Source organism: Sandarakinorhabdus sp., from assembly GCF_040398665.1.
Taxonomy (GTDB): domain Bacteria; phylum Pseudomonadota; class Alphaproteobacteria; order Sphingomonadales; family Sphingomonadaceae; genus Sandarakinorhabdus.
Genome location: NZ_JBBATQ010000001.1, coordinates 49,132 through 74,621, shown reverse-complemented (window position 1 = coordinate 74,621; position 25,490 = coordinate 49,132). Strand labels below are relative to the sequence as shown.

Genomic DNA, 25,490 nt, shown 5'->3' with positions numbered 1-25,490 from the left:
CGATGATGGTCAGGCCATATTGTCCGCAGTCGCTTTCGGCGTCGACATACCACCAGCGGTAGCCGCCGGATGGAACGTCCTGGTCAAACCGCGGGCCTGCAGGATCGCTGCGCTCGCCAAGCGGCCGGACAAGGCCGCCATCGGCACGCCCGCCCCCGGATGCGCCGAGCCACTCGCCACCCAGAGCCCGGGCAGCTTCGTCTTGCTGCCAGGCCGGCGGAAGCTGGCCTGCCACCCGTGCGAGGCCCGACCATAAAGGGCCCCACCGCTCGAAGGGAAAAGTGCCTCGAACATCGCCGGGCCCACCGGCACCATTGCCGTCGGCTTCAACGTCAGCCCGCACCGGGCCAGCACGGCCAGGGTCGACATCTGACATTGGGCCATCTCCTCTTCACTTGGTGGCTGCCCATCGCCAGTGGCGGGCGCATTGACGATCAATTGAAAGCGTTCCGGACCGGCCGGGGGAACATGGATACCGCGATCCTGCGCACAAACATAGATGCTGGGTTCGGCCGGCAAGCGGCGTTCGGCGAAGATCTGCCGGAATTCGGCGGCATAGTCGGTGGAGAAGAACACATTGTGGCGATCGAGATCGAAACCGCTGGCCTCGGCCGTCATCATGGTGACCAGGCCGGACAAGGATCGATCCTGCGGTTTCACGCCAGTGACGGCGCGCGACGCGGCCGGGCCGAAGCGGCCAGCGGCCAGCGCCGAGACATCGCCGTTGGACAGGACATCGCCGCCGATGATCTCCTCGCCGCTGGCCAGTTTCACCCCGGCGGCGCGGCCGTTGCGGACCAGAATCTCGGAAACATGCGCGTTGTAGACGAAGCGCGCGCCCAGCCGCTCCGCCAGCGCCGCGAGTTGCCGCGCCACTTCGTGCATGCCGCCATCGACCAGCCAGACGCCGCGCGCCTCCAGATGCGCGATCAGCATCAAGGTGGCGCTGGCCTGGAAGGGATCGGCACCGGTATAGGTGGCATAGCGGCCATAAAGCTGCAGCAGGCGCGGATCGCGGAAATAGCCGCCAAGCGCCTTCCACAGCGTCTGGAACGGGTTGATGGCGAACATTTCGTGCAGGTGGAACGGCGCGTATTTCAGGGCGAGGCCCACCGGGTTCATCGCCGGGCTTTCCATGAAGCGGGTTTGCAGCGCGTTCCAGATGCGCGCGGCTTCGCGCTGGAACCGCTCCCAGCCTTGCGCCTCTGCCGTGCCGGCAAAGGCGGCGACGGCATCGCGGCTGCGGGCGTGATCGGCCCACAGATCGAGGCGGCTGCCATCCTGCCAGGCATGGCGGGCGAGCGATTCGGATTTCACCAGGGTGAGATGATCATCGAGGATGGCGCCGGCATCGGCGAAAATCCGTTCGAACACGGGCCGGTGGGTGAACACGGTGGGGCCGGCATCCACGGCGACGCTTTGGCCGGGGGGGCCGACATCGACGGTGCGCAGCTTGCCGCCGGGGGCGCCCATGCGCTCCACCACTGTCACCGGCACCCCGCGCGCCGCCAACAGCACGGCCGCGCTCAGCCCGCCCATGCCCGCACCGATGATGACAACGCCGTCAGGGCCTGCCAAGACGCTCTCCGTTCAAACCTGACTGCCAAACCTGACTGATCCCCGGATGATTGACCCCTTGTGCCAGACCTGTCCAGATCATTTCATGACATCTTTGACCTTTGGGGCTCCCTGAATGGCCGCGAATGATGCCCCGATCGGCTGGAAACTGCGCTGGCTGAACGCGCGCAACCGGGTGCTGATGAACCCGGCGTTCCAGCGTTTTGCCATGCGCGTGCCCATCTTCCGCCGTGTCGCGCGCTTCCATGCCAATGCGATGTTCGCGGTGATCACCGGTTTTGTGCAGACCAAGGCGCTGACGGCGGCGGTGGATGCCGGGGTGATTCGCACCCTGGCCCAGGGGCCGGCCAGCACGGCCGCGCTGGCGCAGGTGGCCGACCTGCCGGTGGAGGCGATGCAGCGCCTGTTGGGGGCCGCCAAGGCTGTCGATCTCGTGGAGCTGGCCGCGCCTGATCTGTGGGTGCTGGGCCAGCGCGGCGCGGCGCTGTCGTCCAACCAGGGCGCGCTGGCGATGATCGAGCATCACAAGATTTTCTATGATGATCTCGCCGATCCGCTGGCGATGCTGGGCCGTGGCCGCGGGCAGGGCAAGCTCGCCGCCTTCTGGACCTATGCGCCGGCGGCCGGGCAGGGATTGCCGGCAACGGCCGATGCGGCGAGCTGGCAGGGCGACGGTGGCGGCGAAGTGGCGCCCTATTCGGCGTTGATGGCGGCCAGCCAGCCGATGGTCGCCGAACAGGTGCTGGATGCCTATCGATTCGATCGGCACCGGTGCATCATGGATGTCGGCGGCGGCCATGGCGGCTTCCTGGCCGAGGTGGCGGCGCGCCACCCGGGCCTCGCCATGCAATTGTTCGATCTGCCGGCGGTGGTGGCCGGCGCCGGGCCGAAACTGGCGGCGCGCGGGCTTTCCCACGTCGCGCGGCACGGCGGCAGTTTTCGCGACGATCCGCTGCCGCCCGGCGCCGATCTGATCAGCCTGGTGCGCATCTGCCACGATCATGATGACGATGTGGTGCGCGCGCTGCTGGCCAAGGCGCATGCTGCGCTGCCGCCCGGCGGCCGGCTGCTGATCGCCGAACCGATGGCCGGCACGCCGGGGGCCGAAGTGATGGGCGATGCCTATTTCGGCCTGTATCTGTGGGCGATGGGATCGGGCAGGCCGCGCGCCGCCGCCGCCTATCTGGCGTTGCTGGCCGATGCCGGCTTTCGCAACGCCCGTGAACTGACCACCGCGCTGCCGATGGTCACGCGGCTGATCGTGGCCGAACGCTGAGGCTGCAGCGGCCATGGCGCCGATTTTTTGGGCGGATTGCCGAATCGCCAACCCCGTCAAGCCCTAAAGTGGACCGTCCTTGTCCAATTTTTTGCTTCCACTCCCGTCAAGCGCGCTTTACAGCCGACTGGGGCTTTGGATAGATTGCCGCAGGTTTGAGGGGGCCTGGCCGGTTGCACTGCAGCTGGCCGGCACTCGTTTAGGGGTGATTGAATGGACACATTGGCCGTTGTTGTGGAGGAGCCTGAGCGCGTCGCCCTGCGTCGTCTCACGCTGGTTCCGCCCGACGCCGATGACGTGGTGGTGGAAGTGGATTATTCCGGCATCTCCATGGGCACGGAAAAATTGATGTACAACGGCACCATGCCGGCGTTCCCCGGCATGGGTTACCCGCTGGTGCCGGGCTATGAGGCGGTGGGCACCATCGTCGATGCCGGCGCCAATCAGCGCGATCGCATCGGCCAGACGGTGTTCGTGCCGGGCTCCTCGAAATTCGAAGGCGCGCGCGGCCTGTTCGGCGGGCAGGCCCGCCGGGTGATCACCGGTGCGGCGCGGGTGATACCGATGCCCGACGGCATGGGCGAACAGGCCGTGCTGATGAGCCTGGCCGCCACGGCGCAGCATGCGGTGGCCGGCGGTGAAATGCCGGATCTGATCATCGGTCACGGCGTGCTCGGCCGCCTGCTGGCGCGGCTGGCGCTGGCGGCCGGCGTGGAGCCGGTGGTGTGGGAAATCAACGACGCCCGCATGTCGGGTGGCGAGGGTTATCGGGTGATCAAGCCCGAAAGCGACGAGCGGCGCGATTACCGCTCGATCTACGACGCCAGCGGTGACCATCGCATTCTCGATTCGGCCGTCATGCACATGGCACGCGGCGGCGAGATCGTGCTGGCCGGCTTTTACAGCGAACCGCTGTCGTTCAACTTCGCGCCGGCCTTCCGGCGTGAAGCGCGTATCCGCATCGCCACAGAGTTCCAGCCTGACGATCTGGCGACATGTTTCGCCATGGTGGGCAGCGGTGGGCTGTCACTCGAGGGCCTTGTGACGCACCGGGTTCCGGCAGCTGAGGCCCCGACCGAATATGGGCGCGCCTTTTCGGACCCAACCTGTCTCAAGATGGTCTTCGACTGGAGAAATATCGCATGAGCATCAACGCACTTCTCGATCAGGTCGCCGCGCTTCGTGATGAGGCCGATCTCGAACCGGATCCTGTCCACACCGGTGAAGTCACCAAGGAAACCCAGATCATCGCCATTTATGGCAAGGGCGGTTCCGGCAAGAGCTTCGCGCTCGCCAACCTGTCCTACATGATGGCGCAGCAGGGCAAGCGCGTGCTGCTGATCGGTTGCGATCCCAAGAGCGACACCACCAGCCTGCTGTTTGGCGGCAAGGCGACGCCGACGATCATCGAAACCTCCAGCCGCAAGAAGCTGGCCGGGGAAGAATTGTCGATCGAGGATGTGTGCTTCCAGCGCGACGGCGTGTTCGCCATGGAACTGGGCGGGCCGGAAGTCGGCCGTGGCTGCGGCGGTCGCGGCATCATCCATGGTTTTGAAACCCTGGAAAAGCTGGGCTTCCACGATTGGGGCTTCGATTATGTGCTGCTGGATTTCCTCGGCGACGTGGTGTGCGGCGGCTTTGGCCTGCCGATCGCCCGCGACATGTGCCAGAAGGTGATCGTGGTCGCTTCGAACGATCTGCAATCGCTCTATGTCGCCAACAATGTCTGCAAGGCCGTGGAATATTTCCGCAAGATGGGCGGCAATGTCGGCGTTGCCGGCATCCTGATCAACAAGGATGATGGTTCGGGCGAAGCCCAGGCCTTTGCCAATGCCGTGGGCATTCCGGTGCTGGTCAGCATCCCGGCCCACGACGACATCCGCAAGAAATCCGCCAATTATCAGATCATCGGCACCAGCGAGAGCCAGTGGGGCCCGTTGTTTGCCGAACTGGCCGAAGCCGTCGAAACCGCACCGCCGGTGCGGCCGACCCCGCTCGATCAGGATGGCCTGCTGGGCCTGTTCAAGCCGGAAGACACCGGCGGCAACGTCGTGCTGAAGCCGGCCACCCAGGCCGATCTGCGCGGCGGCACCTACGAAACCAGGCCGACCCTGGAAGTGGTGTACGACAATGTCTGAGGAGCTTGCCCCCACCATCGAGGCGCTGCCGGTGGCCGAAGGCGCCGGCTGCCACGCCGGTGCCGATACGATGCGTGATGCCGCCGCCAAGGCCGGCAAATCCGAAGTGCTCGACCGTTATGCGGCCGACTATCCGAAGGGTCCGCACGACCAGCCGCAATCCATGTGCCCGGCGTTCGGTTCGCTGCGCGTCGGCCTGCGCATGCGCCGCACCGCCACCATCCTGTCCGGTTCGGCCTGCTGTGTATATGGCCTCACCTTCACGTCGCATTTCTATGGGGCGCGGCGCACGGTGGGTTATGTGCCGTTCAGTTCGGAAACGCTGGTTACCGGCAAATTGTTCGAGGATATCCGCGAGGCCGTGCACGACATGGCCGATCCGGCGCTGTACGACACGATCGTGGTGACCAACTTGTGCGTGCCGACGGCTTCCGGCGTGCCGCTGCAACTCTTGCCTGATCAGATCAATGGCGTGCGCATCATCGGCATCGATGTGCCGGGCTTTGGCGTGCCGACCCATGCCGAAGCCAAGGATGTGCTGGCCGGCGCCATGCTCCACTATGCCCGCAATGAAATCATGGCCGGCCCGGTCGCGGCGCCCGCTGTGATGCCCGACAAGCCGACCGTGACGCTGCTGGGCGAAATGTTCCCGGCCGATCCGGTGGGCATTTCGATGCTGCTGGAACCGATGGGCCTGACGACCGGGCCGGTGGTGCCGACGCGGGAATGGCGTGAACTGTATGCGGCGCTGGCGTCGCCCGTGGTCGCGGCCATTCACCCCTTCTACACCGCGGCCGTGCGGGAGTTCGAAGCCGCTGGCCGCACCATCATTGGCTCCGCCCCTGTTGGCCGTGACGGCACTGCCGCCTGGCTTGCTGCGATCGGCGACGCCTTCGGCCTGTCGGCCGACAAGGTCGCCGCGGCGCAGAACAAGTGGCTGCCGGCGATTGCCGGCGCCCTGGCGGCCAAACCGATCAAGGGCCGCATCACCGTTTCGGGTTACGAAGGGTCGGAATTGCTGGTGGCCCGCCTGCTGATCGAATCGGGCGCCGATGTGCCCTATGTGGGCACCGCCTGCCCGCGCACCCGCTGGTCCGATCCGGACCGCGAGTGGCTGGAAGCCAGGGGCGTGCGCATCCAGTATCGCGCCAGCCTGGAACAGGACATCGCCGCCGTGGAGGAATATGGCCCGGATCTGGCCATCGGCACCACGCCGGTGGTGCAGCACGCCAAGAGCAAGGCGACACCCGGCCTGTATTTCACCAATCTGATCTCGGCCCGCCCGCTGATGGGCCCCGCCGGTGCCGGCAGCCTCGCCCAGGTCATCAATGCGGCGCTCGGCAACAAGGACCGCTTCGACATGATGAAGGGCTTTTTCGCCGGGGTGGGCGAAGGCCATGCCGCCGGCATCTGGGAAGATGTTCCGGTTGACCGGCCGGAGTTCAAGAAGAAGTTCGCAGGCAAGATGATCGCCGCCGCCAAGGCGAGCGAAGCCATCGGAAACTGATACCATGCTGGTTCTGGTTCATGAAGTTGTCGGTTTTGTCATGATCGTCTCCACGGTCATGGAGGCGTTCTGATGTTGGTGCTCGATCATGACAGGGCCGGTGGCTACTGGGGTGCAGTGTACAGCTTCACCTCGGTGAAGGGCCTGCAAGTTGTCATCGACGGCCCGGTGGGCTGTGAAAATCTGCCGGTGACTTCGGTGCTGCACTATACCGACGGCCTGCCGCCGCACGAACTGCCCATCGTCGTTACCGGTCTTGCCGAGGAGGAACTGGGCAAGACCGGCACCGAAGGCGCCATGAAACGCGCCTGGAAGACGCTGGACCCGTCGTTGCCGTCGGTGGTCGTCACCGGATCGATCGCCGAAATGATCGGCGGCGGCGTGACGCCGGAAGGCACCAGCATCGTGCGCTTCCTGCCGCGCACCATCGATGAGGATCAGTGGCAATCGGCCGACCGGGCGCTGACCTGGTTGTGGAAGGAATTCGGGCCGAAGAAGATGCCGGCGCCCAAGGCGCGCAAGGAGGGCGAGAAGCCGCTCGTCAACATCATCGGGCCGCAATATGGCACGTTCAACATGCCGTCCGATCTGGCCGAAATCCGCCGGCTGATCGAAGGCGTGGGCTGCGAGGTCAACATGGTGTTCCCGCTGGGGACCCATCTGGCCGACATCCGCCGCCTGGCCGACGCCTCGGTGAATGTGTGCATGTACCGCGAATGGGGTCGCAATCTGTGCGAGACGCTGGAACGGCCCTATCTGCAGGCGCCGATCGGGCTGGCCAGCACCACGGCGTTCCTGCGCAAACTGGGTGAATTGACCGGTATCGATCCGGAACCGTTCATTGAGAAGGAAAAGCACACCACGATCAAGCCCTTGTGGGATCTGTGGCGCAGCGTGACGCAGGATTTCTTTGCCACCGCCAGCTTTGGCATCGTGGCGACCGAAACCTATGCGCGCGGCATGAAGGTGTTCCTGGAAGACGACATGGGCATGCCCTGCGTGTTCAGTTTCCAGCGCAACGCCGGCGTGAAGCCCGACAATCAGGCGGTGCGGGAAGCGATCCGCACCACCAGCCCGCTGATCGTGTTCGGCAGCTACAACGAACGCATGTACATGGCAGAGGCCAACAGCCGTTCGATCTACATCAACGCCAGCTTCCCCGGCGCCGCCATCCGGCGCCACACCGGCACGCCGTACATGGGCTATGCCGGCTGCACCTGGCTGATGCAGGAAGTGTGCAATGCGCTGTTCGATGCGCTGTTCTTCATCCTGCCGCTGTCCACCATGATGGACAAGGCCGATGCCACGCCGGCGCGGCTGCTGGAGGCGGTGCTGTGGGAGGACGATGCCCGGTCGGAGCTGGATCGCATGGTTGACAAGGAACCGGTGCTGGTGCGCATTTCTGCGGCCAAGCGTTTGCGTGATGCGGCAGAGCGCGCCACCCGCGACGCCGGTGAGAAACTCGTCACAATCGACAGGCTGCGCGTTGCCGCGCGACTTTATGAAGCACAATCTGCGTGATTGACGCGTTCTCCCTCTTTTCAAACCATTACAAACTTGCCATGGTCGGCAATGTCGGAATTGGCCTTGCGGGGTTGCCCCCAACAGGCTTCAAATACTTTGCGGTGGAATCATCCTACGCCGCAAAGCCGCCGGTCGGGCGGGGCTATGACGGTCTCGTGCGGCGGAACCATCGGAGGAAAAGGCATGAGTGACAACAAGATTGGTCCGGGTACCTACCTGACCGACGCCGAAGCGAAGGAGTTCCATCGGGGCTTCGTCGTGTCGATGGCGTTTTTCGTGATTGTGGCGGTGATCGCCCACTGGCTGGTTTGGGTGTGGCGTCCGTGGTTCGGATCCAAGCGTCCGTATGCGGCCGTGGAAATCCACCAGATCCAGCAAGCGGATGCCTCGCGCACCGCTGCGCCGCTGGCTTAAGGAGCGACGAAAATGTGGAAGATCTGGCAAACATTCAATCCGCAGCGCATCCTGACCGCCTTGGCCGTGTTCCTGTTCACGCTGGCAGTCCTGATTCACTTCATCCTGCTCAGCACCGAACGCTACAACTGGCTCGACGGTGCCGAACCGGCTGCCGCTCCCACGGCCGCCATCGAAGCCAACCTGGCCGCCTGACGCAAGTCAGGCAGCCCGACCGGCTGATTCTGCTGACGTGATGGGCGGGTTCGTTAAAACGCCCGCCCATCCGTCTTCGCAGAACGTGCCGTTTGGTGACGTGCCGGCGTGAATTGCGGGGTCGAGGAGGAGATGCGCCATGGCAGTGCTGAGTTTTGAACGAAAATATCGAGTGCGAGGCGGCACGCTCATCGGCGGCGACCTCTTCGATTTCTGGGTTGGTCCTTTTTATGTCGGATTCTTCGGGGTCACGACCACTTTCTTCGCCGCCCTCGGCACCGCGCTGATCCTGTACGGCGCCGCCATCGGTCCGACGTGGAACCCGTGGCTTATCAATATCGCGCCGCCGGATATCAGCTATGGGCTGGCACTGGCTCCTCTGAAGGCCGGCGGACTGTGGCAGATCATCACGATCTGCGCGATCGGCGCCTTTGGCAGCTGGGCGCTGCGCGAAGTCGAAATCTGCCGGAAACTCGGCATCGGTTATCATGTGCCCGCAGCCTTCGGCATGGCGATTTTCGCCTATGTCACGCTGGTGGTGTTCCGCCCGATGTTGATGGGCGCCTGGGGCTATGGCTTCCCCTACGGGATCTTCCCGCACCTCGATTGGGTGTCCAACACCGGCTATCAATATCTGCATTTCCACTACAACCCGGCGCACATGCTGGCGGTGAGCTTCTTCTTCACCACCACCTTGGCGCTCGGTCTGCACGGCGCACTGGTGCTTTCGGCGGTCAATCCGGCCAAGGGCGAAACCGTGAAATCGCCGGAGTATGAAGACACGTTCTTCCGCGACCTGATCGGGTATTCGGTGGGAACGCTCGGCATTCACCGTGTGGGCTTGTTGCTGGCAATGAACGCCGGCTTCTGGAGCGCGGTGTGCATCATCATCTCAGGCCCCTTCTGGTCACGTGGCTGGCCCGAATGGTGGACCTGGTGGCTCAACCTGCCGATCTGGCGTTGAGGACGGACAAGCACCATGGCTTATCAAAATCTCTTCACGCAGGTTCAGCTCCGCGGTGAGCTGGAACCCGGCGTGCCGCTGGGACCGCACAACGATGCCCGCATCGGCCCGTTCGGCACCTCCTGGTTGATGGGCAAGCTGGGCGGCGCTCAGCTTGGTCCGGTCTACCTCGGCTCACTCGGTGTTGCGTCGCTGATCGCTGGCTTCATCGCCATCGAGATCATCGGGCTCAACATGGCCGCCTCGGTGAACTGGAGCCCGATCCAGTTCGTGCGCCAGTTCTTCTGGCTCGCGCTCGAACCGCCGCCGGCCAAGTACGGCTTCACCGCGAACGTGCCGCTCAATGATGGCGGCTGGTGGATTGCGGCCGGCTTCTTCCTGACCGCATCCATCCTGCTGTGGTGGGCGCGCACCTATGTGCGCGCCAAGGAACTCGGCATGGGCACGCACGTTGCCTGGGCGTTCGGTTCGGCGATCTGGCTGTATCTTGTGCTGGGCTTCATTCGCCCGCTGATGATGGGCAGCTGGGCGGAAGCCGTGCCGTTCGGCATCTTCCCGCACCTGGATTGGACCGCAGCCTTCTCGATCCGCTACGGCAACCTGTTCTACAACCCGTTCCACGCGCTCAGCATCGTCTTCCTCTATGGTTCGACCCTGTTGTTCGCCATGCACGGCGCCACCATCCTCGCGGTTGGCCGTTACGGCGGTGAACGCGAAATCGAACAGATCACCGATCGTGGCACCGCATCCGAACGCGCCGCCTTGTTCTGGCGCTGGACGATGGGTTGGAACGCCACGATGGAATCGATCCACCGCTGGGCCTGGTGGTTCGCCGTGTTGACCACCCTCACGGGCGGCATCGGCATCCTGCTTACCGGCACCGTCGTCGACAATTGGTATCTCTGGGCCGTGCAGCATGGCTTCGCGCTCGAATACCCCGCAACCGGTGTCATCGATCCCTCCACGCTTCCGGGAGCACCGCAATGAACGCGCTGAACAAGCTTGTGGCCATCGCGCTGCCGGCGCTGCTGCTGGCGGGCTGCGAACTGGGGATGAAGGAACAGGAACAGGTCGGCCCGCGCGGCACGGCGCTGGTGCTGATCAGTGATCCGGACAGCAAGGCCAAGGTGGGTGAAGTTCCGGCTCCGCCCTATGAACTCACGGCCGACATGCTGACCGGGCAGAAATCCCGTGAGGCTTACCAGAACGTCCAGGTGCTGGGCGATGTCTCGGTGGACGAGTTCAACTACCTGATGCAGGCGATGACCAACTGGGTCGCGCCGGACGGCAGTGCCATCAAGGATGCTGGCTGCAATTATTGCCACAACCCTGAGAACATGGCGTCCGACGAGAAATACACCAAGGTCGTCGCCCGCAAGATGCTGCTGATGACCCGCAAGGTGAACGCCGAGTGGGTTCCGCACTTCGCTGGCCAGCAGAATGCCGGCGTCACCTGCTGGACCTGTCACCGTGGCCAACCGGTCCCGGCTTACAACTGGTCGACGGCTGTGCCGGATCCCGCCACGATCGCGGGCAACAAGCGCGGCGGCAACACGCCGTCCAAGACGGTTGCCTATTCCAGCCTCGCCTATGATCCGTTCACGGATTACCTGGCTGGCAAGGAATCGATCCGCGTCGGCGGCAAGGCCTTCCCGACGGCAGCCAGCAATGCCTCGATCCAGAGCACCGAGAAGACCTACGGCCTGATGATGCACATCAGCCAGGGTCTCGGCGTGAACTGCAGCTACTGCCACAACTCGAACAACTTCGCGAAGTGGGAAGACAGCCGGCCGCAGCGTGTCACCGCCTGGTATGGCATCCGCATGGTGCGGGATATCAACAACAACTATATCAGTGCGTTGGGTGATGTCTGGCCGGCGAATGGCAAGGGCACCTATGGCAATCGTCGTGGTCCGCATGGCGATCCGCTGAAGGTCAACTGCGCCACCTGCCACCAGGGCGTGAACAAGCCGCTGGGTGGGTACAAGATGCTGAAGGACTATCCGGCGCTGAAGGGCAGCTATGACACGGCCCCGGCCCCGGCGCCGGTGGTGGCCGAAGCGCCTGCCGCAGCACCGGCGGACGCAACAGCGGAAACGGCGACCCAAAAGCCAGCCGCCTGATTGTCGTGCCATGCATGAAAGGCCCGGCACCCGGTGGTGCCGGGCCTTTTCATTTGTGTCGCACCCAATAATCCCAGCTTCCCACCGCGCCGCGCCATGTTAGCGTGTCGCCAGCAGACCTCGCGAATGGGGCGCAGTCTTGGGAGAGGACAGGGTCATGGCAGAACGACTGGATGTGCTGATTGTCGGCGCGGGTTTCTCCGGCATGTACATGTTGATGAAATGCCGCGAACAGGGCCTGAAGGTCCAGGTGATCGAGGCCGGAAGCGGCGTCGGCGGCACCTGGTACTGGAATCGCTATCCCGGTGCGCGCGTCGACATCCAGAGCCTGGAATATAGCTTCGGCTTTGACGAAGCACTGGAACGTGACTGGCGCTGGACGGAACGCTATGCGCCACAGCCGGAATTGCTGGCCTATGCCAATCATGTCGCCACCCGCTTCGATCTCAGCCGCGACATTAGCTTCAACACCAGGGTCACGGCTGCCCACTGGGATGCTGCCGCCGATGGCTGGACCGTGACACTGGACAACGGCGAAACCCGCGCCGCGCGCTTCGTGGTGATGGCCACGGGCTGCCTTTCGGTGCCGACCGATGTCACCTTCCCCGGCATCGACGACTACCAGGGCGACGTTTACCGCACCTCGCGCTGGCCGCACGACGGCGTCGATTTCACCGGTAAGCGCGTCGGCATAATCGGCACCGGTTCGTCGGCCATCCAGTCGATCCCGATCATTGCCGCGCAGGCCGCCCAGCTCACCGTGTTCCAGCGCACACCGAACTACAGCATGCCCGCCCACAACGGCCCGATCCCGGACGCGGATTTCCAGGAATGGCTGGCCGATCCGCGCGCCTATCGCGCCCGGTCCCGCGCCACGGTCGGCGGCTTCTGGAACGAGGCGCGCGAAGACGCCATCCTGATCCACACGCCGCCAGACGAGATCAAGGCCGAACTCGAACGGCGCTGGGCCTGGGGGGGCTTCCGTATCCTGGGCGCGTTCGCCGATCAGGCGCTGGATCCGGAAGCCAACCGCGTCGTGCATGACTTCGTCGCCGCGAAGATCCGCGAACGGGTGAAGGACCCGCGCGTGGCCGAACTGTTGACACCCAAGGACCACCCCTTCGCCACCAAGCGTCCCTGTGTCGATACCGGCTATTACGACACCTATAATCGCGACAATGTGGAGCTGCTCGATCTGCGCGCCGATCCCTTGGTCAGCTTCACGGCCACCGGCATCCAGACACAGGCCGCCAGCCATGATTTCGACGCGGTCGTGCTTGCCACCGGCTTCGACGCGATGACCGGCGCCATCGAACGCATCGACATTCGCGGGGTCGGCGGTGAGACGATCAAGGATCATTGGGCCGCCGGGCCGGAAACCTATCTCGGCCTGATGGTCGCCGGCTTTCCCAATCTGTTCCTGATCACCGGGCCGGGCAGCCCTTCGGTGCTGACCAACATGATCCACAGCATCGAACAGCATGTCGAATATGTCGCCGACATCATCGCGGCGCTGAACGCCAGCCAAGCGGGCCGCATCGAGGCCAGCCCGGAAGCGGAAAAACTGTGGACCGACCATTGCGACCAGACCGCAGCGATGACGCTGCTGCCGCAAGCCAACAGCTGGTACATGGGCGCCAACGTGCCGGGCAAGCCACGTCGCTTCATGGCCTATGCCGGCGGGCTCCACCATTATACCGACACGTGCAACGCGGTGAAGGCGAAGGGCTGGGAAGGCTTCGTGATTGCCCGCGGTGATCAGCTGTTGAGCGAAAGCCGCGAATTCACCAGTTACCCGCCGCCGCCGGAAACCATGGCACCGCATCTGGTGGAGATGGCGATGGGCCGGGTGGCCAAGTGGCTGGAGGCGCACGGCCAGCCGGCGTGACGGGTGACGTTTTTCACCTGAACCACGTCATGCTGGCGCAGGCCAGCATCCACCGTGGGGCTGGGTGCTTGTGTCGATACACACGGGCAAGCCGGCCCAATGGATGCTGGCCTTCGCCAGCATGACAAAGCCCTGATAGGAGGGAAGGACCCTATCCTCGCGCGGTGCCGGCGCTGGCCCACAGCCGCGCGACCACGCCGGCCAGGCTGGGGTGGTTGCCGCCATGAAAGGCGTTGCCCGCCGGCAATTCCGCCAGCAACCGGCGGTGCGCCGCGCCCAGCGCATGATAGGGCAGGCCGGGCAGCAGATGGTGCAGCGCGTGATAGCGCAGGCCCACCGGCGCCCACAGTGCCGGCAGCAGGGCTGGCGGCGGCACGTTCACGCTGTCGAGATATTGCGCGGTGATGCTCATCTCGGCGCCATCATTCTCCCACAGATGCGCAGCGAGCGTGCGCACCTGGTTGATCACCATGCTGGCCGACAGCACGCCCAACCAGATCAGGACGGCGCGCAGCGGGATGATGCCAGCCGCCACCGAAGCCAGCACGGCGATGACGAACAGCGACGTTGCCGCCTCCATCAGGTTCCAGCGCGTCATCGCTGCACCAACCGGCGGCTCACGGCGGAAATCCGGATTGATCGACAGCGCCGACAGCCGTGTCCGCACGAAATCGCGCACCGGCGGCAGCAGCGACAGCGGCGTCAGCACCGCCCAGCGAATGATCAGCCCGATCGGCCCCAGCGCCGAGACTGCCACGAACAGCGGCAGGCTCAGCTTCGGCTTCAGCGCCAGCGCCATATATTCCGGATCGCGCGCCGTGCCATATCGGTTCCTGGCATGGTGCAACGTGTGCACGCCTTCATACATGAAACTGGGGATCATCAGCGGCACGCCCGCGATGAGGTTCCAGCCCAGGCGATAGCCCGGCACGCTGTCGGCCTTCATGTGGGTGATTTCATGGATGAAGCTGCCCAGCCGATACAGGCCGAGCACGGCCGCTACCGCGAACACGGCCTGCGCCGCCACCGGCAGACCCGGCACCAGGATCAGCGCCGCCAGCGCCCCCCAGCCGACGATGGCCGACGCCAGCGTATCCAGCCAATAGAGGACCGGCCGATAGGCGCCCAGCTCGCGGCCCAGCGCGGCCGCCAGCTTGATCAACGCCATGTCCTCCCCGGCCATGGCGCCGCCGCTGGCGCGCAGCAACGGCGCCTCCAGCGGGCGGGCCACGCTCACATTCATCAGGGACGCATCAGCTCTCATGCTCCGCCCTATGCCCGCAAATTGCGTCGGGTTAAGGGCAGAAACCCGGCGAAAACGCCGCGAAAAATGTCGCAGCCTGGGCGGCGGTAGACGTCAGATCGTCCGGCTCACCACTTCCTTCATGATTTCGCTGGTGCCGCCATAGATGCGCGCCACGCGGGCGTCGCGCCACAGGCGGGCGATGGGATATTCGTTCATGTAACCGGCACCGCCGTGCAGTTGCAGCGCTTCATCGCACACCCGGCCCTGCAATTCGGTGTGCCACAATTTGGCGGCGCTGGCTTCGGCGGCGGTCAGCCTGCCTTCAATCAGTTTCTGCAAGCCCCAATCGATATGCGCCCAGCCGACCTGCAGCTCGGTCTTCAGGCCGGCCAGCACGAACTTGGTGTTCTGGAAATCCCACACCGTCTTGCCGAACGCCTTGCGATCCTTGACGAACTTCACCGCTTCGTCGAACGCGCGCTGCGCGCCGGCCTGGGCGGCAATTGCGATCGACAGGCGCTCCTGCGGCAACTGGCTCATCAGGTAGATGAAGCCCTTGTTCTCCTCACCCAGGCAGTTGGTCATCGGCACGCGCACATCGTTGAAGAACAGTTCCGACGTATCGGCACTGTTCTGGCCGATCTTGTCGAGGTTGCGGCCACGCGCAAAGCCCTCGCGATCGGCCTCGACCAGAATCAGGGAGGTGCCCTTGGCGCCCTTGTCCGGCTCGGTCTTGGCGACAACGATGATCAGATCGGCGTTCTGACCGTTGGTGATGTAGGTCTTCGAACCGTTGATGACATAATGGTTGCCGTCCTTGCGCGCCGTGGTCTTCACGCCTTGCAGGTCGCTGCCGGCGCCGGGTTCGGTCATGGCGATGGCGGTGATGATCTCGCCGGAAATCATCTTCGGCAGATATTTCTGCTTCTGCTCTTCCGATCCATAGGCGATCAGATAATCGGCGATGATGTCCGATTGCAGGGTGATGCCGGCGGATGAACCGGCATAGGACAGTTCTTCATCGACGATCGCGTTGTACCGGAAATCGAGGCCGAGCCCGCCATACTCCTCCGGCACGCCGGGGCAGAGCAGCCCGGCATCGCCGCAGGCGCGCCAGAAATTGCGATCGACCAGGCCTTCTTCTTCATGGCGGTCGAGATTGGGGATCAGCTCCTTTTCGAAGACCTTGCGCACCGTGTCGCGGAACGCGGTTTCATCGGGGCCATAAACGCGGCGGTCGGCGGCTTCGAGCATCGTCATTCTCCGAGAACATTGCTGGCCAATCTTATGTGGCCAGTGAGACAGGGTCGTCACCTGTCTTGCAAGAGAGGGCGGCACGGTGCCACAGTGCGCGCCATGATGCACAAGCTCCTGATTGCCGGCCTGCTGGCTGCCACCACCATTCCCGCCCACGCGCTGGAAGACCCGTATCTGAAACGCGCCGAGGCGGTGCTGAAGCGCCAGCCGATCATCGATGGCCACAATGACTGGCCGGGCGCGCTGCGCGGCAGCTTCGGCGAAGGCTGGTGGAGCCAGGATCTGAAAAGCGACAGCCGGCAATACAAGCGGCCGTTGATGACCGACATCACGCGCTTGCATCAGGGCCGCGTTGGCGGGCAGTTCTGGAGCGTCTATGTGCCTGCCACCGTCACCGGGCCGGCTGCGGTGAAGGCGACCATCGAACAGATCGATATCGTCCGCGGCTTTGTGGCGAAATATCCGGCGGATTTCGAATTGGCCGGTACCGCTGCCGATATCCGCCGCATCCAGAAAACCGGCAAGGTCGCCAGCCTGATGGGCGTGGAGGGCGGCAGCCAGATCGACAACAGCCTGCCCGTGCTGCGCATCTATCATGCGCTCGGTGTGCGTTACATGACGCTCACCCACACAAGACATAATGACTGGGCGGACAGCGCCAACGAAGCCGCAAGGCCGCAGCCGCTCAGCGCCTATGGCCAGGCGGTGATCAGGGAAATGAACCGCATCGGCATGCTGGTCGATCTTTCCCACGTCTCGCCGGGCACGATGAAGGCGGTGCTGGGCGTGACGAAGGCGCCGGTGATCTATTCGCATTCGTCGGCGCGCGGCATTGCCGATCATGTGCGCAATGTGCCCGATGATGTGCTGCCCCTGGTGAAGGCCAATGGCGGGGTGATCATGGTCACCTATGTGCCCGGCTTCATCAACGCGGCGCACCAGGCCTGGGAAGCGGCGCGCAGCGGTGAGCGGCAGCGGTTGCAGGCGCTTTATATTGCCGATCCGGCACGGCAGGGCGCGGCGATGGCGGAATGGAACGCAAAGAACCCACCGCCGCCGGTCGGCATCAACGATGTTGCCGATCATGTCGCGCATCTGGTGAAGGCCATGGGCATCGATCATGTCGGCATCGGCGGCGATCTGGACGGCATCGATTCGACCCCGACCGGCCTGGAGGGCGTGGAGACCTATCCGGCGCTGATCGCCGAACTGCTGCGGCGTGGGTATAGCGAGGCCGATTGCGAGAAGATCGCCGGCGGCAATCTGCTGCGCGCGATGGAGGCTGCGGAGAAAGTGGCGGCCGGCATGGCGGGTGAAGTGCCGCCGGATGTGAAGCCCTGAACGATGCCCCTCCCGTAGAGGGAAGGGGTTGGGGGCGGGGCCGTGCCGCAAAGCCAATTGCGTTCGTGCGGGCGGAGCCGCCGAGCCCGCTTGGGGTATCAAGGACGGAAGCAAGAAAGAGCGTGGCATAGCCACGCCGTCGAAGCTGTTCGGCGCGCAGGAGCGCGCGCCGCTGCGCAGCAAAATGGCCGCTGGTGTCACCACCAGCAGCCACGCTGTCGCGCCGTTCTGTCTGTCCGGTCCGTGGCGCTCGCCTGGCCGGGCCTGGGCAGGCTCGACAGGGGCAGCCACGGTGGTCACTCGACCGTCCCGGCGCTTTCGCAATGGGTGGCGGGGCGGCTCGGCGGAGCCGTCTCGTCACCCTTGCCGGACCGTCCCGCGCCGCCGCTGGTGCCATCGCCGAAGCGTTGGCCCTGATGGCGGGCGGTGAGGCCCAGACTGCGTGCCCGTCCCGCGCCTGGGGCGAACCTTGCGCGCATGGTTGGCGTTGCAGCCTGTTGGCTGTCTGCGGTCCCGGGGTTGTGATCCGTCGGGCGAACCCGCTGATCTTGGCCACCTGGCCCGGCTTTCAGCCCTGAACTGCCCGGCCTTTCCGGCGGCCTGCCCCCTGATCTGCATCAGGGCGAATTGCCACCGTTCCAGTCGGCCAGTTCGACCTGCCAACGGCTCGAAAATCCTGCCTCAACGGCTGGATCGCGCCTGATGATTGGCCATAACCGCTTCATCTCCTTTGGCGTTTCCGCCGCCGTCAATTCCCGGCTACAGATGAATGGTCTCACCAACCCCAGAGTCGTCAAAATGAAATATTTGCCCCAGCCCCTGTGGATAACGGGGATATCGGGGATAACTCAAGCCGCCGTCCAGCCGCCATCCATGCTGATGTTGGCCCCGGTGATCTGCGCGGCGGCATCGCTGCACAGGAACATCGCGGCCGCCGCCACCTGTTCCACGGTCACGAACTGCTTGGTTGGCTGCGCCGTCAGCAGCACATCATTGATCACCTGATCGCGCGTCAGCCCGCGCGCCGCCATCGTGTCGGGAATCTGGCGTTCGACCAGCGGCGTCCACACATAGCCCGGTGAGATGCAATTGGCGGTGACGCCGTGCGTCGCCAGTTCCAGTGCGATCGATTTGGTGAAGCCGGCCAGGCCATGCTTGGCGGCGACATAGGCCGATTTGAACGGCGAAGCGACCAGGCTGTGCGCCGATGCCGTGTTGATGATCCGCCCCCAGCCGCTCGCCTTCATGCCCGGCACCGCCAGCCGGCTGGTGTGAAAGGCGCTGCTGAGGTTGATGGCCAGGATGGCGTCCCATTTCTCCGCTGGGAAATCCTCCACCGGCGCGACAAACTGGATGCCGGCGTTGTTGACCAGGATGTCAATGCCGCCCAGCGCAGTGTGCGCCGCTGCCATCATGTCGGCGATGTCGGCCGGCTTCGACATGTCCGCCCCGTGATAATGGGCATCGCCGGCCGCCGCCCGTGCCGCCGCAATCTGCGCATCGTCGCCAAAGCCATTGATCATGATGCGTGCACCGGCCTTTGCCAGTGAAGTGGCGATGGCCAGGCCGATGCCGCTGGTCGCGCCGGTCACCAGCGCGCGCTTGCCGTTCAATTCATTCATCAGATCCGCTCCACCGCAATGGCCGTGGCTTCGCCGCCACCGATGCAAAGGGCCGCCACGCCGCGCGTGCCGCCCGTGCGTTCCAGCGCGCTGAGCAATGTGGCGATGATGCGCGCGCCTGACGCGCCGATCGGGTGGCCGAGCGCGCAGGCGCCGCCGTGAATGTTCAGCTTTTCATGGGGGATGTTCAGATCCTGCATGGCGATCATCGCCACGGCGGCAAAGGCCTCGTTCACTTCGAACAGATCGACATCGGCGACGCTCCAGCCCGCCTTGGCCAGCAGCTTGCGGATCGCCGGCACCGGCGCGGTGGTGAACTTGCCCGGCTCATGGGCGTGGGCGGCGTGGGCGACAATGCGCGCCTGCACGGCCATCCCTCGCGCGGCGGCGACACTGGCTCGCGTGATCACCAACGCGGCGGCGCCGTCGCTGATCGAGGAGGCATTGGCCGCGGTGATCGTGCCGTCCCTGGCAAAGGCGGGTTTCAGGGTGGGGATCTTGTCCGGCCGGGCCTTGCCGGGCTGCTCGTCGGTGTCGATGGTGCCGGCCTTGGTGGCCACGGCCACGATCTCGCCGACAAAGGCGCCGCTGGCGATGGCGGCCTGCGCCCGCGCCAGGCTGGCGAGCGCGAACTCATCCTGCGCTTCGCGGGTGAACTGATATTCGCGCGCGGATTCTTCGGCAAAGCTGCCCATCAACCGGCCCGGATCATAGGCATCTTCCAGCCCATCGAGGTACATGGAATCCTTGATCGCATCATGGCCGATGCGCGCGCCGCCGCGATGCTTGGTCAGCAGATAGGGCGCATTGGTCATGCTCTCCATGCCGCCCGCCACGATGATGTCGGCGCTGCCGGCGGCAATCGCATCATGCGCCATGATCGCCGCCTGCATGCCGCTGCCGCACATCTTGTTGACCGTGGTCGCCTCGATGCCGAGCGGCAATCCTGCCCCCAGCGCCGCCTGCCGCGCCGGCGCCTGGCCCAGCCCGGCGGGCAGCACACAACCCATGATGATCTGCGCGATGGTCTCGGGGTTTGCCCCCGACCGCTCCACCGCCGCCCGCACCGCCGCTGCGCCAAGCTCGGTGGCCTTCATGCCGGAAAGCGCGCCCTGAAAGCCGCCCATCGGCGTGCGGGCAAAAGCGGAAATGACGATAGGATCGTTGGGGGAATCAGCGGACATGATGACGACTCCGGCTGGCTTGCTGCACTGCACATAGGCTGCGCCCACCAGCGCGGGAAGCGGAAACAGCGGCCAGCGACCGCACAACAGGCTTGAGGCCGCGCGCAGGGACGCGTTAAGCCATCGGTCTGACAGACGGAGCCTGACATGATCGAGCGGCGCGAATTCCTGGCCGGTACAGCACTGCTCGCGATGAGCGGTGCGGGGCCGGCCTTCGCCGCAGACGCACCAGACGCCGCACTGGCGGCCATGCTGCAGCGTCATGCCGAAGCCTATCTGACCCGCATGCCGGAGGAGGCGACCGGCGGCCGGCGCGCGGACAGCGCCTCGCCGGCCCTGCGGTCAAGGCTCGATGATCGTTCCCTGGCGGCGCGCGCCGGCGACCGCGCGGCGGTCAAACTGGCGCTCATCGAATTGTCGGGCATTGATCGCGCGGCGCTCTCGCCCGCAGCCGCGCTCGATCTTGATGTGGCGCGCTTTGTTTATACCGCGCTCGATGATCTGCTCGGCCGCTATGGCTTCGTCGATCTCAATCTGCGGCCCAGCCCCTATGTCGTGCAGCAGATGGGCGGCGCCTGGTACTGGCTGCCGGGCGCGCTTGGCGAGCGGCAACCGCTGGCGGCGCCGGCCGATGTCGACATCTGGCTGGCGCGGCTGGATGGCTTTGCCACGGCGCTCGATCAGGAAACCGATTGGATTCGCCACGATGCCGCGGCCGGCGTGGCGCCGCCGGGCTTCGTCATCGATCGCACCGTGCCGCAGTTGCAGGCGCTGCGCGGTGAACCCCTGGCGCAGAGCCGGCTGATCGCGCCGATGCTGGCGCGCATCGCCGCCAGGGGTTTTCCCGATGCATCGGCGCGCGCCGGGGCCATACTGCGCACCCGCATCGTGCCGGCGCTCGACCGCCAGATCGCCGCGCTGAACGCGCTGCGGTCGCAAGCGTCCGATATCGGCGGCGTGTGGCGGCTGCCCGATGGCGCGGCCTATTACGCTGCGGCCCTGCGCGCCAACACCACCACCGATGTGGCGCCTGGCGATCTGCACCGCGAAGGCCTGGCGCAATGCCGCGCGCTCGCCGCCGAAATCGACCGCCTGCTGATCTCGCAAGGCCTCAGCAAGGGCAGCGTCGGCGCCCGCCTCGCGGCGCTGGATGCCGATCCGCGCCTGCTGGCCACAGGGGACCAGGGCCGTGCCCGGCTGCTGGCGATGGCCGAGCGCCAGATCGCCGCCACCACCGCCAAGCTCGGCAAAGGGTTCCACACGGTCGATATCCACCCGGTCGAGGTCCGCCGCATGGAGCCCGGCGTGGAGCCGGGATCGCCCGGCGCGATGTATTACGGCCTGGGCGGCAACGGCAAAGGCCTGATCGCCGTCAACCTGCTGCATCCGGAAGAAAACGGCGCGTGGCGCATGCCGACCCTGATCCACCACGAAGGCGTGCCGGGGCACCATTATCAGGCCAGCATCATGCGCGGCACGCCGGCTCTGCCGCTGTTCCGGCAGCTCGTGCGTTTCTCCGCCTACAGCGAGGGCTGGGCCCTCTACGCCGAACAGGTCGCCGACGAACTCGGCGTGTATGCAGACAATCCCTTCGGCCGCATCGGATCGCTGCAATCGCAATTGTTCCGCGCCGCCCGCATCGTCGTCGATACCGGCCTGCACCACGAACGCTGGACGCCGCAGCAGGCCGCAAGCTGGATGGTCGAAAACGCCGGCGAACCGCCCCTGTCCACCGACCGCGAGATTGCGCGCTATTGCGTGATCCCCGGCCAGGCCTGCGCCTTCAAGGTGGGCGCCAACCGCATCATGGCCGCCCGCGAAGCCGCCCGCGCCCGGATGGGCGCCCGTTTCGACGTGCGCGATTTCCATGATCTGGTGCTGAAGGCCGGCCCGGTGCCGATGGGCGTGCTTGAAGCGATGGTGGCAGCCTGGGCGTCGACCTAGTTGTGTTTTCTTGGGCCACTGGCATGCTGCACCGATATTCTTGCCAGAGGACAACAACATGTCGCTGCTGCCGGTGATCCGCGCCTTTTGTGTCGCCCTGATGTTCGGCCTCACCGTCGCCAGCGCGGCACTGACCAGCGCGGCGCCGCGCGAGGAGGCCTACCAGTCCCTGCGCTGGCGGCTGGTCGGCCCGTTTCGCGCCGGGCGCACCGTGGGGGCGGTCGGGATTCCCACGCAGCCCAATGTCTTCTTCGTCGGTGTCAACAATGGCGGCGTGTGGAAAACCGATGATTATGGCCGCACCTGGCGGCCGATCTTCGATGCGGAATCCACTGGATCGGTGGGGGACATCGCGGTGTCGCCTTCGCATCCGGACGTGATCTATGTCGGCAGCGGCGAGGGGCTGCACCGCCCCGATCTCAGCACCGGCGATGGCATCTTCAAATCCGTGGATGGCGGCAAGAGCTGGGCGCACATCGGCCTGAAGGACGTCAGCCAGGTCGGCCGCATCATCGTGCATCCCACCGATCCGAACATCGTCCTGGTCGCCGGCATGGGCCGCCCCTATGGCCCCAACAGCGAGCGCGGCGTGTTCCGCAGCCGGGATGGCGGCAAGAGCTGGGAAAAGACGCTGTACATCAACGCCAACACCGGCGCGAACCGCATCGAGTTCGACCCCAACGACCCCAATATAATCTACGCCAATCTGTGGGAGCATCGCGAAGGCCCCTGGGAAAATGCGCGTTTTTCGGGGCCGAACAGCGGGATGTACAAATCGACCGACGGCGGCGCCACCTGGCGCAAGCTGACCGCCGGGCTGCCGGGCGCGGCGCAGGGCCTGGGCCTGACCGGCGTGGGCGTCGCGTCCAGCAATTCCAGCCGGGTCTATGCCGTGATCAACGCCGTGCAAGGCGGCGGCATCTACCGCTCCGACGACGGCGGTGAACATTGGGCGCTGGTCAGCACCGACAAGCGCCTGTGGGGCACCGACGGCAGCTATGCCGAGATCATCGTCCACCCCGAAGACGAGAATCGCGTCTTCCTCGCCAACACCGCCAGCTATCGATCGGACGATGGCGGCAAGACCTGGACCTCGCACAAGGGCGCGCCCGGCGGCGATGATTATCAGCGCATGTGGATCAACCCGAAACAGCCCGACATCATGATCTACACGGCGGACCAGGGCGCCACCATCACCGTCAACGGCGGCCGCAGCTGGAGCAGCTGGTACAACCAGCCCACCGCGCAGCTCTACCATGTCTCCACCGATCGCCAGTTTCCCTATTGGATCTATGGCGGCCAGCAGGAAAGCGGCGCCATCGGCATCGCCAGCCGCGGCAACGGTGGCCAGATCAGCTTCCGTGATTGGGTGGGGGTGGGCGCCGACGAATATGCCTATGTCGTCGCCGATCCGCTCAACCCCGATCTCATCTATGGCGGCCGCGTCGTGCGCTTCGACAAGCGCACCGGGCAGACCCGCAACATTGCGCCGGAAGCGCTGCGGTCCGGCAATTACCGCATCAAGCGCTCCATGCCGCTGATGTTCCACCCCGCCGATCCCAAGACGCTGCTCTATGCCACCAATAGGTTGTGGAAAACCGTGAACGGCGGCGAAAGCTGGTCGATCATCAGCCCGGACCTGTCGCGCGAACGGCCGGACGTGCCCGCAAGCATCGGCGATTTCCGCACACCTGCGCTGGCAAAAATGGATCGGCTGGGGGTGATCTATGCGCTGGCGCCGTCGCCGCGTGACGTGAAGCTGATCTGGGCCGGCACCGACGACGGCCTGATCCACATCACGCGCGATGGTGGCGGCAACTGGTCCAACGTGACGCCGCCCTCGCTGCGCGCCTGGGACAAGCTGTCCGCCCTCGATGCCGGGCATTTCGATGCCGGCACCGCCTATGCCGCGGTCAACGCCATCCGGCTCGACGACATGCGCCCGCACATCTGGCGCACCCATGATTTCGGCCGCAACTGGACGCGCATCACCGCCGGCCTGCCCGACGACGGCCCGGTGAACGTGGTGCGCGAAGATCCGAAACAGCCCGGCCTGCTGTTTGCCGGCACCGAACGCGCCGTGTATTTTTCGATCGACGATGGCGCGACCTGGCAGCCGCTGCGCCTGAACATGCCGGCCACCTCGATCCGCGATCTGGTGGTGCATGATGATGATCTGGTCATCGGCACGCACGGCCGCTCGATCTGGATCATGGACAATATCGCCATGCTGCGCGAGCTGGCCGCCGCGACAGGCTTGCATCTGTTCAAGCCGGCGCTGGCCACCCGCGTGCGCGCCAACATGTTCGGCGATACGCCGCTGCCGCCCGAAGAGCCGACCGGCCAGAACCCGCCCGATGGCACCACGCTGGATTATCTGCTGCCTGCCGCCGCCAAAACCGTCACCCTGGAAATCTTCGACAGCGCCGGCACGCTGGTCCGCCGCCATGCCAGCAACGACAAGCCGGAGATGCTGGACCCGACAAGCCTGCCGCACCCCACCTACTGGATCGCGCCGCCGCAGCGCCTGGGCACCACGCCCGGCCATCACCGCTTCGTCTGGGATCTGCGCCACGAACCGCCCACCGGCATCCGCCGCAGCTACGACATCGCCGCCACCTACCAGAACACGCGCAGCGATCCGGTCGGGCCGTTCGTGCTGCCCGGCCGCTACCGCGTGCGCCTCACCGCCGATGGCACAGTGCGGGAGGCCGACCTCGACGTCCGCCTCGATCCGCGCGTGCAGGTGGCGCCCGAAGACCTCGCCCTGCAATCCCGCCACAGCCTGCAACTGCTGCGCGCCACCCAAACCGCCCAGGCCCTGCGCGACCAGATCGACGCCCGCCTCGCCACCGCCGCCGCCACCAAACGCGCCGCCCTGCTCCGCCTGCGCGGCGACGGCGACGCCCCCAACCCCGACATCAAATATGGCAGCATCACCGCCCTGCCGGCCGATCAGGAAAGCATCACCAGCCTGCAAGAGAAGCTCGTCTTCATGCTGAAGCTGATCCAGCAAGCCGACGCCCGGCCCACCACCCAGGCGGTCACCGCGATTGGCGCCCTGCTCACCCGCCTGGACGAGCTGAAGGCGCGTTACGCAGCGATCAGCGCGTAATTCACCTCTCCCCTTGGGGGAGAGGTCGAGAGACGGCGCAGCCGGCCCGGGAGAGGGGCTTTGCACCGCCCGTTCCCAAACGCGACCCCTCTCCCGCCGCGCTTCGCGCGAGTCGACCTCTCCCCAGCGGGGAGAGGTGATCTACCCCGACCCTTCTTCTCCCCTCCCTTTCAA

19 protein-coding genes are annotated in these 25,490 nt (G+C 65.4%); 14 read left to right on the top strand and 5 right to left on the bottom strand.

Features of this window, described 5'->3' with window-relative positions:
* Positions 1-9: 9 nt before the first annotated feature.
* Positions 10-1,578, bottom strand: a complete 1,569-nt coding sequence (gene crtD, locus ABWP22_RS00285) for a 1-hydroxycarotenoid 3,4-desaturase CrtD (RefSeq protein ID WP_353197924.1) — start codon at positions 1,576-1,578, stop codon at positions 10-12.
* A gap of 115 nt (positions 1,579-1,693) precedes the next feature.
* Here crtD and ABWP22_RS00280 point away from each other — a divergent pair, with 115 nt between their 5' ends.
* From ABWP22_RS00280 to ABWP22_RS00230, 11 genes are all read left to right on the top strand, one after another.
* Positions 1,694-2,854, top strand: coding sequence for a methyltransferase (locus tag ABWP22_RS00280; protein ID WP_353197923.1), 1,161 nt, complete (start codon positions 1,694-1,696; stop codon positions 2,852-2,854).
* 213 nt (positions 2,855-3,067) lie between these two features.
* Entirely contained in the window at positions 3,068-4,000 is a 933-nt protein-coding gene (bchC, locus tag ABWP22_RS00275) for a chlorophyll synthesis pathway protein BchC (RefSeq protein ID WP_353197922.1), read from the top strand.
* Entirely contained in the window at positions 3,997-4,992 is a 996-nt protein-coding gene (locus ABWP22_RS00270; protein WP_353197921.1) for a chlorophyllide a reductase iron protein subunit X, read from the top strand. The genes bchC and ABWP22_RS00270 overlap by 4 nt, the downstream gene beginning before the upstream one ends.
* Complete coding sequence (bchY, locus tag ABWP22_RS00265) at positions 4,985-6,499, top strand: chlorophyllide a reductase subunit Y (protein WP_353197920.1); 1,515 nt, start codon at positions 4,985-4,987, stop codon at positions 6,497-6,499. Before ABWP22_RS00270 ends, bchY begins: the two co-directional genes overlap by 8 nt.
* A gap of 69 nt (positions 6,500-6,568) precedes the next feature.
* A complete protein-coding gene (gene bchZ, locus ABWP22_RS00260; protein ID WP_353198403.1) occupies positions 6,569-8,020 on the top strand; it encodes a chlorophyllide a reductase subunit Z in 1,452 nt (483 codons plus the stop codon).
* Positions 8,021-8,206: 186 nt separating this feature from the next.
* Positions 8,207-8,437: a light-harvesting antenna LH1, beta subunit gene (gene pufB / locus ABWP22_RS00255; RefSeq protein ID WP_353197919.1), complete on the top strand. Its 231-nt coding sequence runs from the start codon at positions 8,207-8,209 to the stop codon at positions 8,435-8,437.
* 12 nt (positions 8,438-8,449) lie between these two features.
* Positions 8,450-8,632, top strand: a complete 183-nt coding sequence (gene pufA, locus ABWP22_RS00250) for a light-harvesting antenna LH1, alpha subunit (RefSeq protein ID WP_353197918.1) — start codon at positions 8,450-8,452, stop codon at positions 8,630-8,632.
* Positions 8,633-8,771: 139 nt separating this feature from the next.
* Entirely contained in the window at positions 8,772-9,596 is an 825-nt protein-coding gene (pufL, locus tag ABWP22_RS00245) for a photosynthetic reaction center subunit L (RefSeq protein WP_353197917.1), read from the top strand.
* 15 nt (positions 9,597-9,611) lie between these two features.
* Positions 9,612-10,583 carry a photosynthetic reaction center subunit M gene (pufM, locus tag ABWP22_RS00240; RefSeq protein ID WP_353197916.1) on the top strand — a complete coding sequence of 324 codons (972 nt, stop codon included), beginning with the start codon at positions 9,612-9,614 and terminating at the stop codon, positions 10,581-10,583.
* Complete coding sequence (pufC, locus tag ABWP22_RS00235; protein WP_353197915.1) at positions 10,580-11,719, top strand: photosynthetic reaction center cytochrome PufC; 1,140 nt, start codon at positions 10,580-10,582, stop codon at positions 11,717-11,719. Before pufM ends, pufC begins: the two co-directional genes overlap by 4 nt.
* Before the next feature lie 157 nt (positions 11,720-11,876).
* Positions 11,877-13,607 (top strand): flavin-containing monooxygenase, encoded by a 1,731-nt coding sequence (locus ABWP22_RS00230; RefSeq protein ID WP_353197914.1) that lies wholly within the window; start codon positions 11,877-11,879, stop codon positions 13,605-13,607.
* A gap of 151 nt (positions 13,608-13,758) precedes the next feature.
* Here the strand turns inward: ABWP22_RS00230 and ABWP22_RS00225 are convergent, their stop codons facing one another.
* Entirely contained in the window at positions 13,759-14,850 is a 1,092-nt protein-coding gene (locus ABWP22_RS00225; protein WP_353197913.1) for a fatty acid desaturase family protein, read from the bottom strand.
* A gap of 114 nt (positions 14,851-14,964) precedes the next feature.
* A complete protein-coding gene (locus ABWP22_RS00220) occupies positions 14,965-16,113 on the bottom strand; it encodes an acyl-CoA dehydrogenase family protein (protein WP_353197912.1) in 1,149 nt (382 codons plus the stop codon).
* Between the two features lie 96 nt (positions 16,114-16,209).
* Here ABWP22_RS00220 and ABWP22_RS00215 point away from each other — a divergent pair, with 96 nt between their 5' ends.
* A complete protein-coding gene (locus tag ABWP22_RS00215) occupies positions 16,210-17,451 on the top strand; it encodes a dipeptidase (RefSeq protein ID WP_353197911.1) in 1,242 nt (413 codons plus the stop codon).
* An 848-nt stretch (positions 17,452-18,299) separates the two neighbouring features.
* Here ABWP22_RS00215 and ABWP22_RS00210 read toward each other — a convergent pair.
* On the bottom strand, positions 18,300-19,073 hold the full coding sequence (locus ABWP22_RS00210; RefSeq protein WP_353197910.1) for a 3-hydroxybutyrate dehydrogenase: 774 nt from the start codon (positions 19,071-19,073) through the stop codon (positions 18,300-18,302).
* On the bottom strand, positions 19,073-20,257 hold the full coding sequence (locus ABWP22_RS00205) for an acetyl-CoA C-acyltransferase (protein WP_353197909.1): 1,185 nt from the start codon (positions 20,255-20,257) through the stop codon (positions 19,073-19,075). Before ABWP22_RS00205 ends, ABWP22_RS00210 begins: the two co-directional genes overlap by 1 nt.
* 147 nt (positions 20,258-20,404) lie before the next feature.
* Here ABWP22_RS00205 and ABWP22_RS00200 point away from each other — a divergent pair, with 147 nt between their 5' ends.
* Together ABWP22_RS00200 and ABWP22_RS00195 are read left to right on the top strand one after the other, a co-directional pair.
* Positions 20,405-22,201 (top strand): DUF885 domain-containing protein, encoded by a 1,797-nt coding sequence (locus ABWP22_RS00200; protein ID WP_353197908.1) that lies wholly within the window; start codon positions 20,405-20,407, stop codon positions 22,199-22,201.
* Between the two features lie 58 nt (positions 22,202-22,259).
* Positions 22,260-25,316 carry a VPS10 domain-containing protein gene (locus ABWP22_RS00195; protein ID WP_353197907.1) on the top strand — a complete coding sequence of 1,019 codons (3,057 nt, stop codon included), beginning with the start codon at positions 22,260-22,262 and terminating at the stop codon, positions 25,314-25,316.
* The last annotated feature ends 174 nt before the right edge of the window (positions 25,317-25,490 follow it).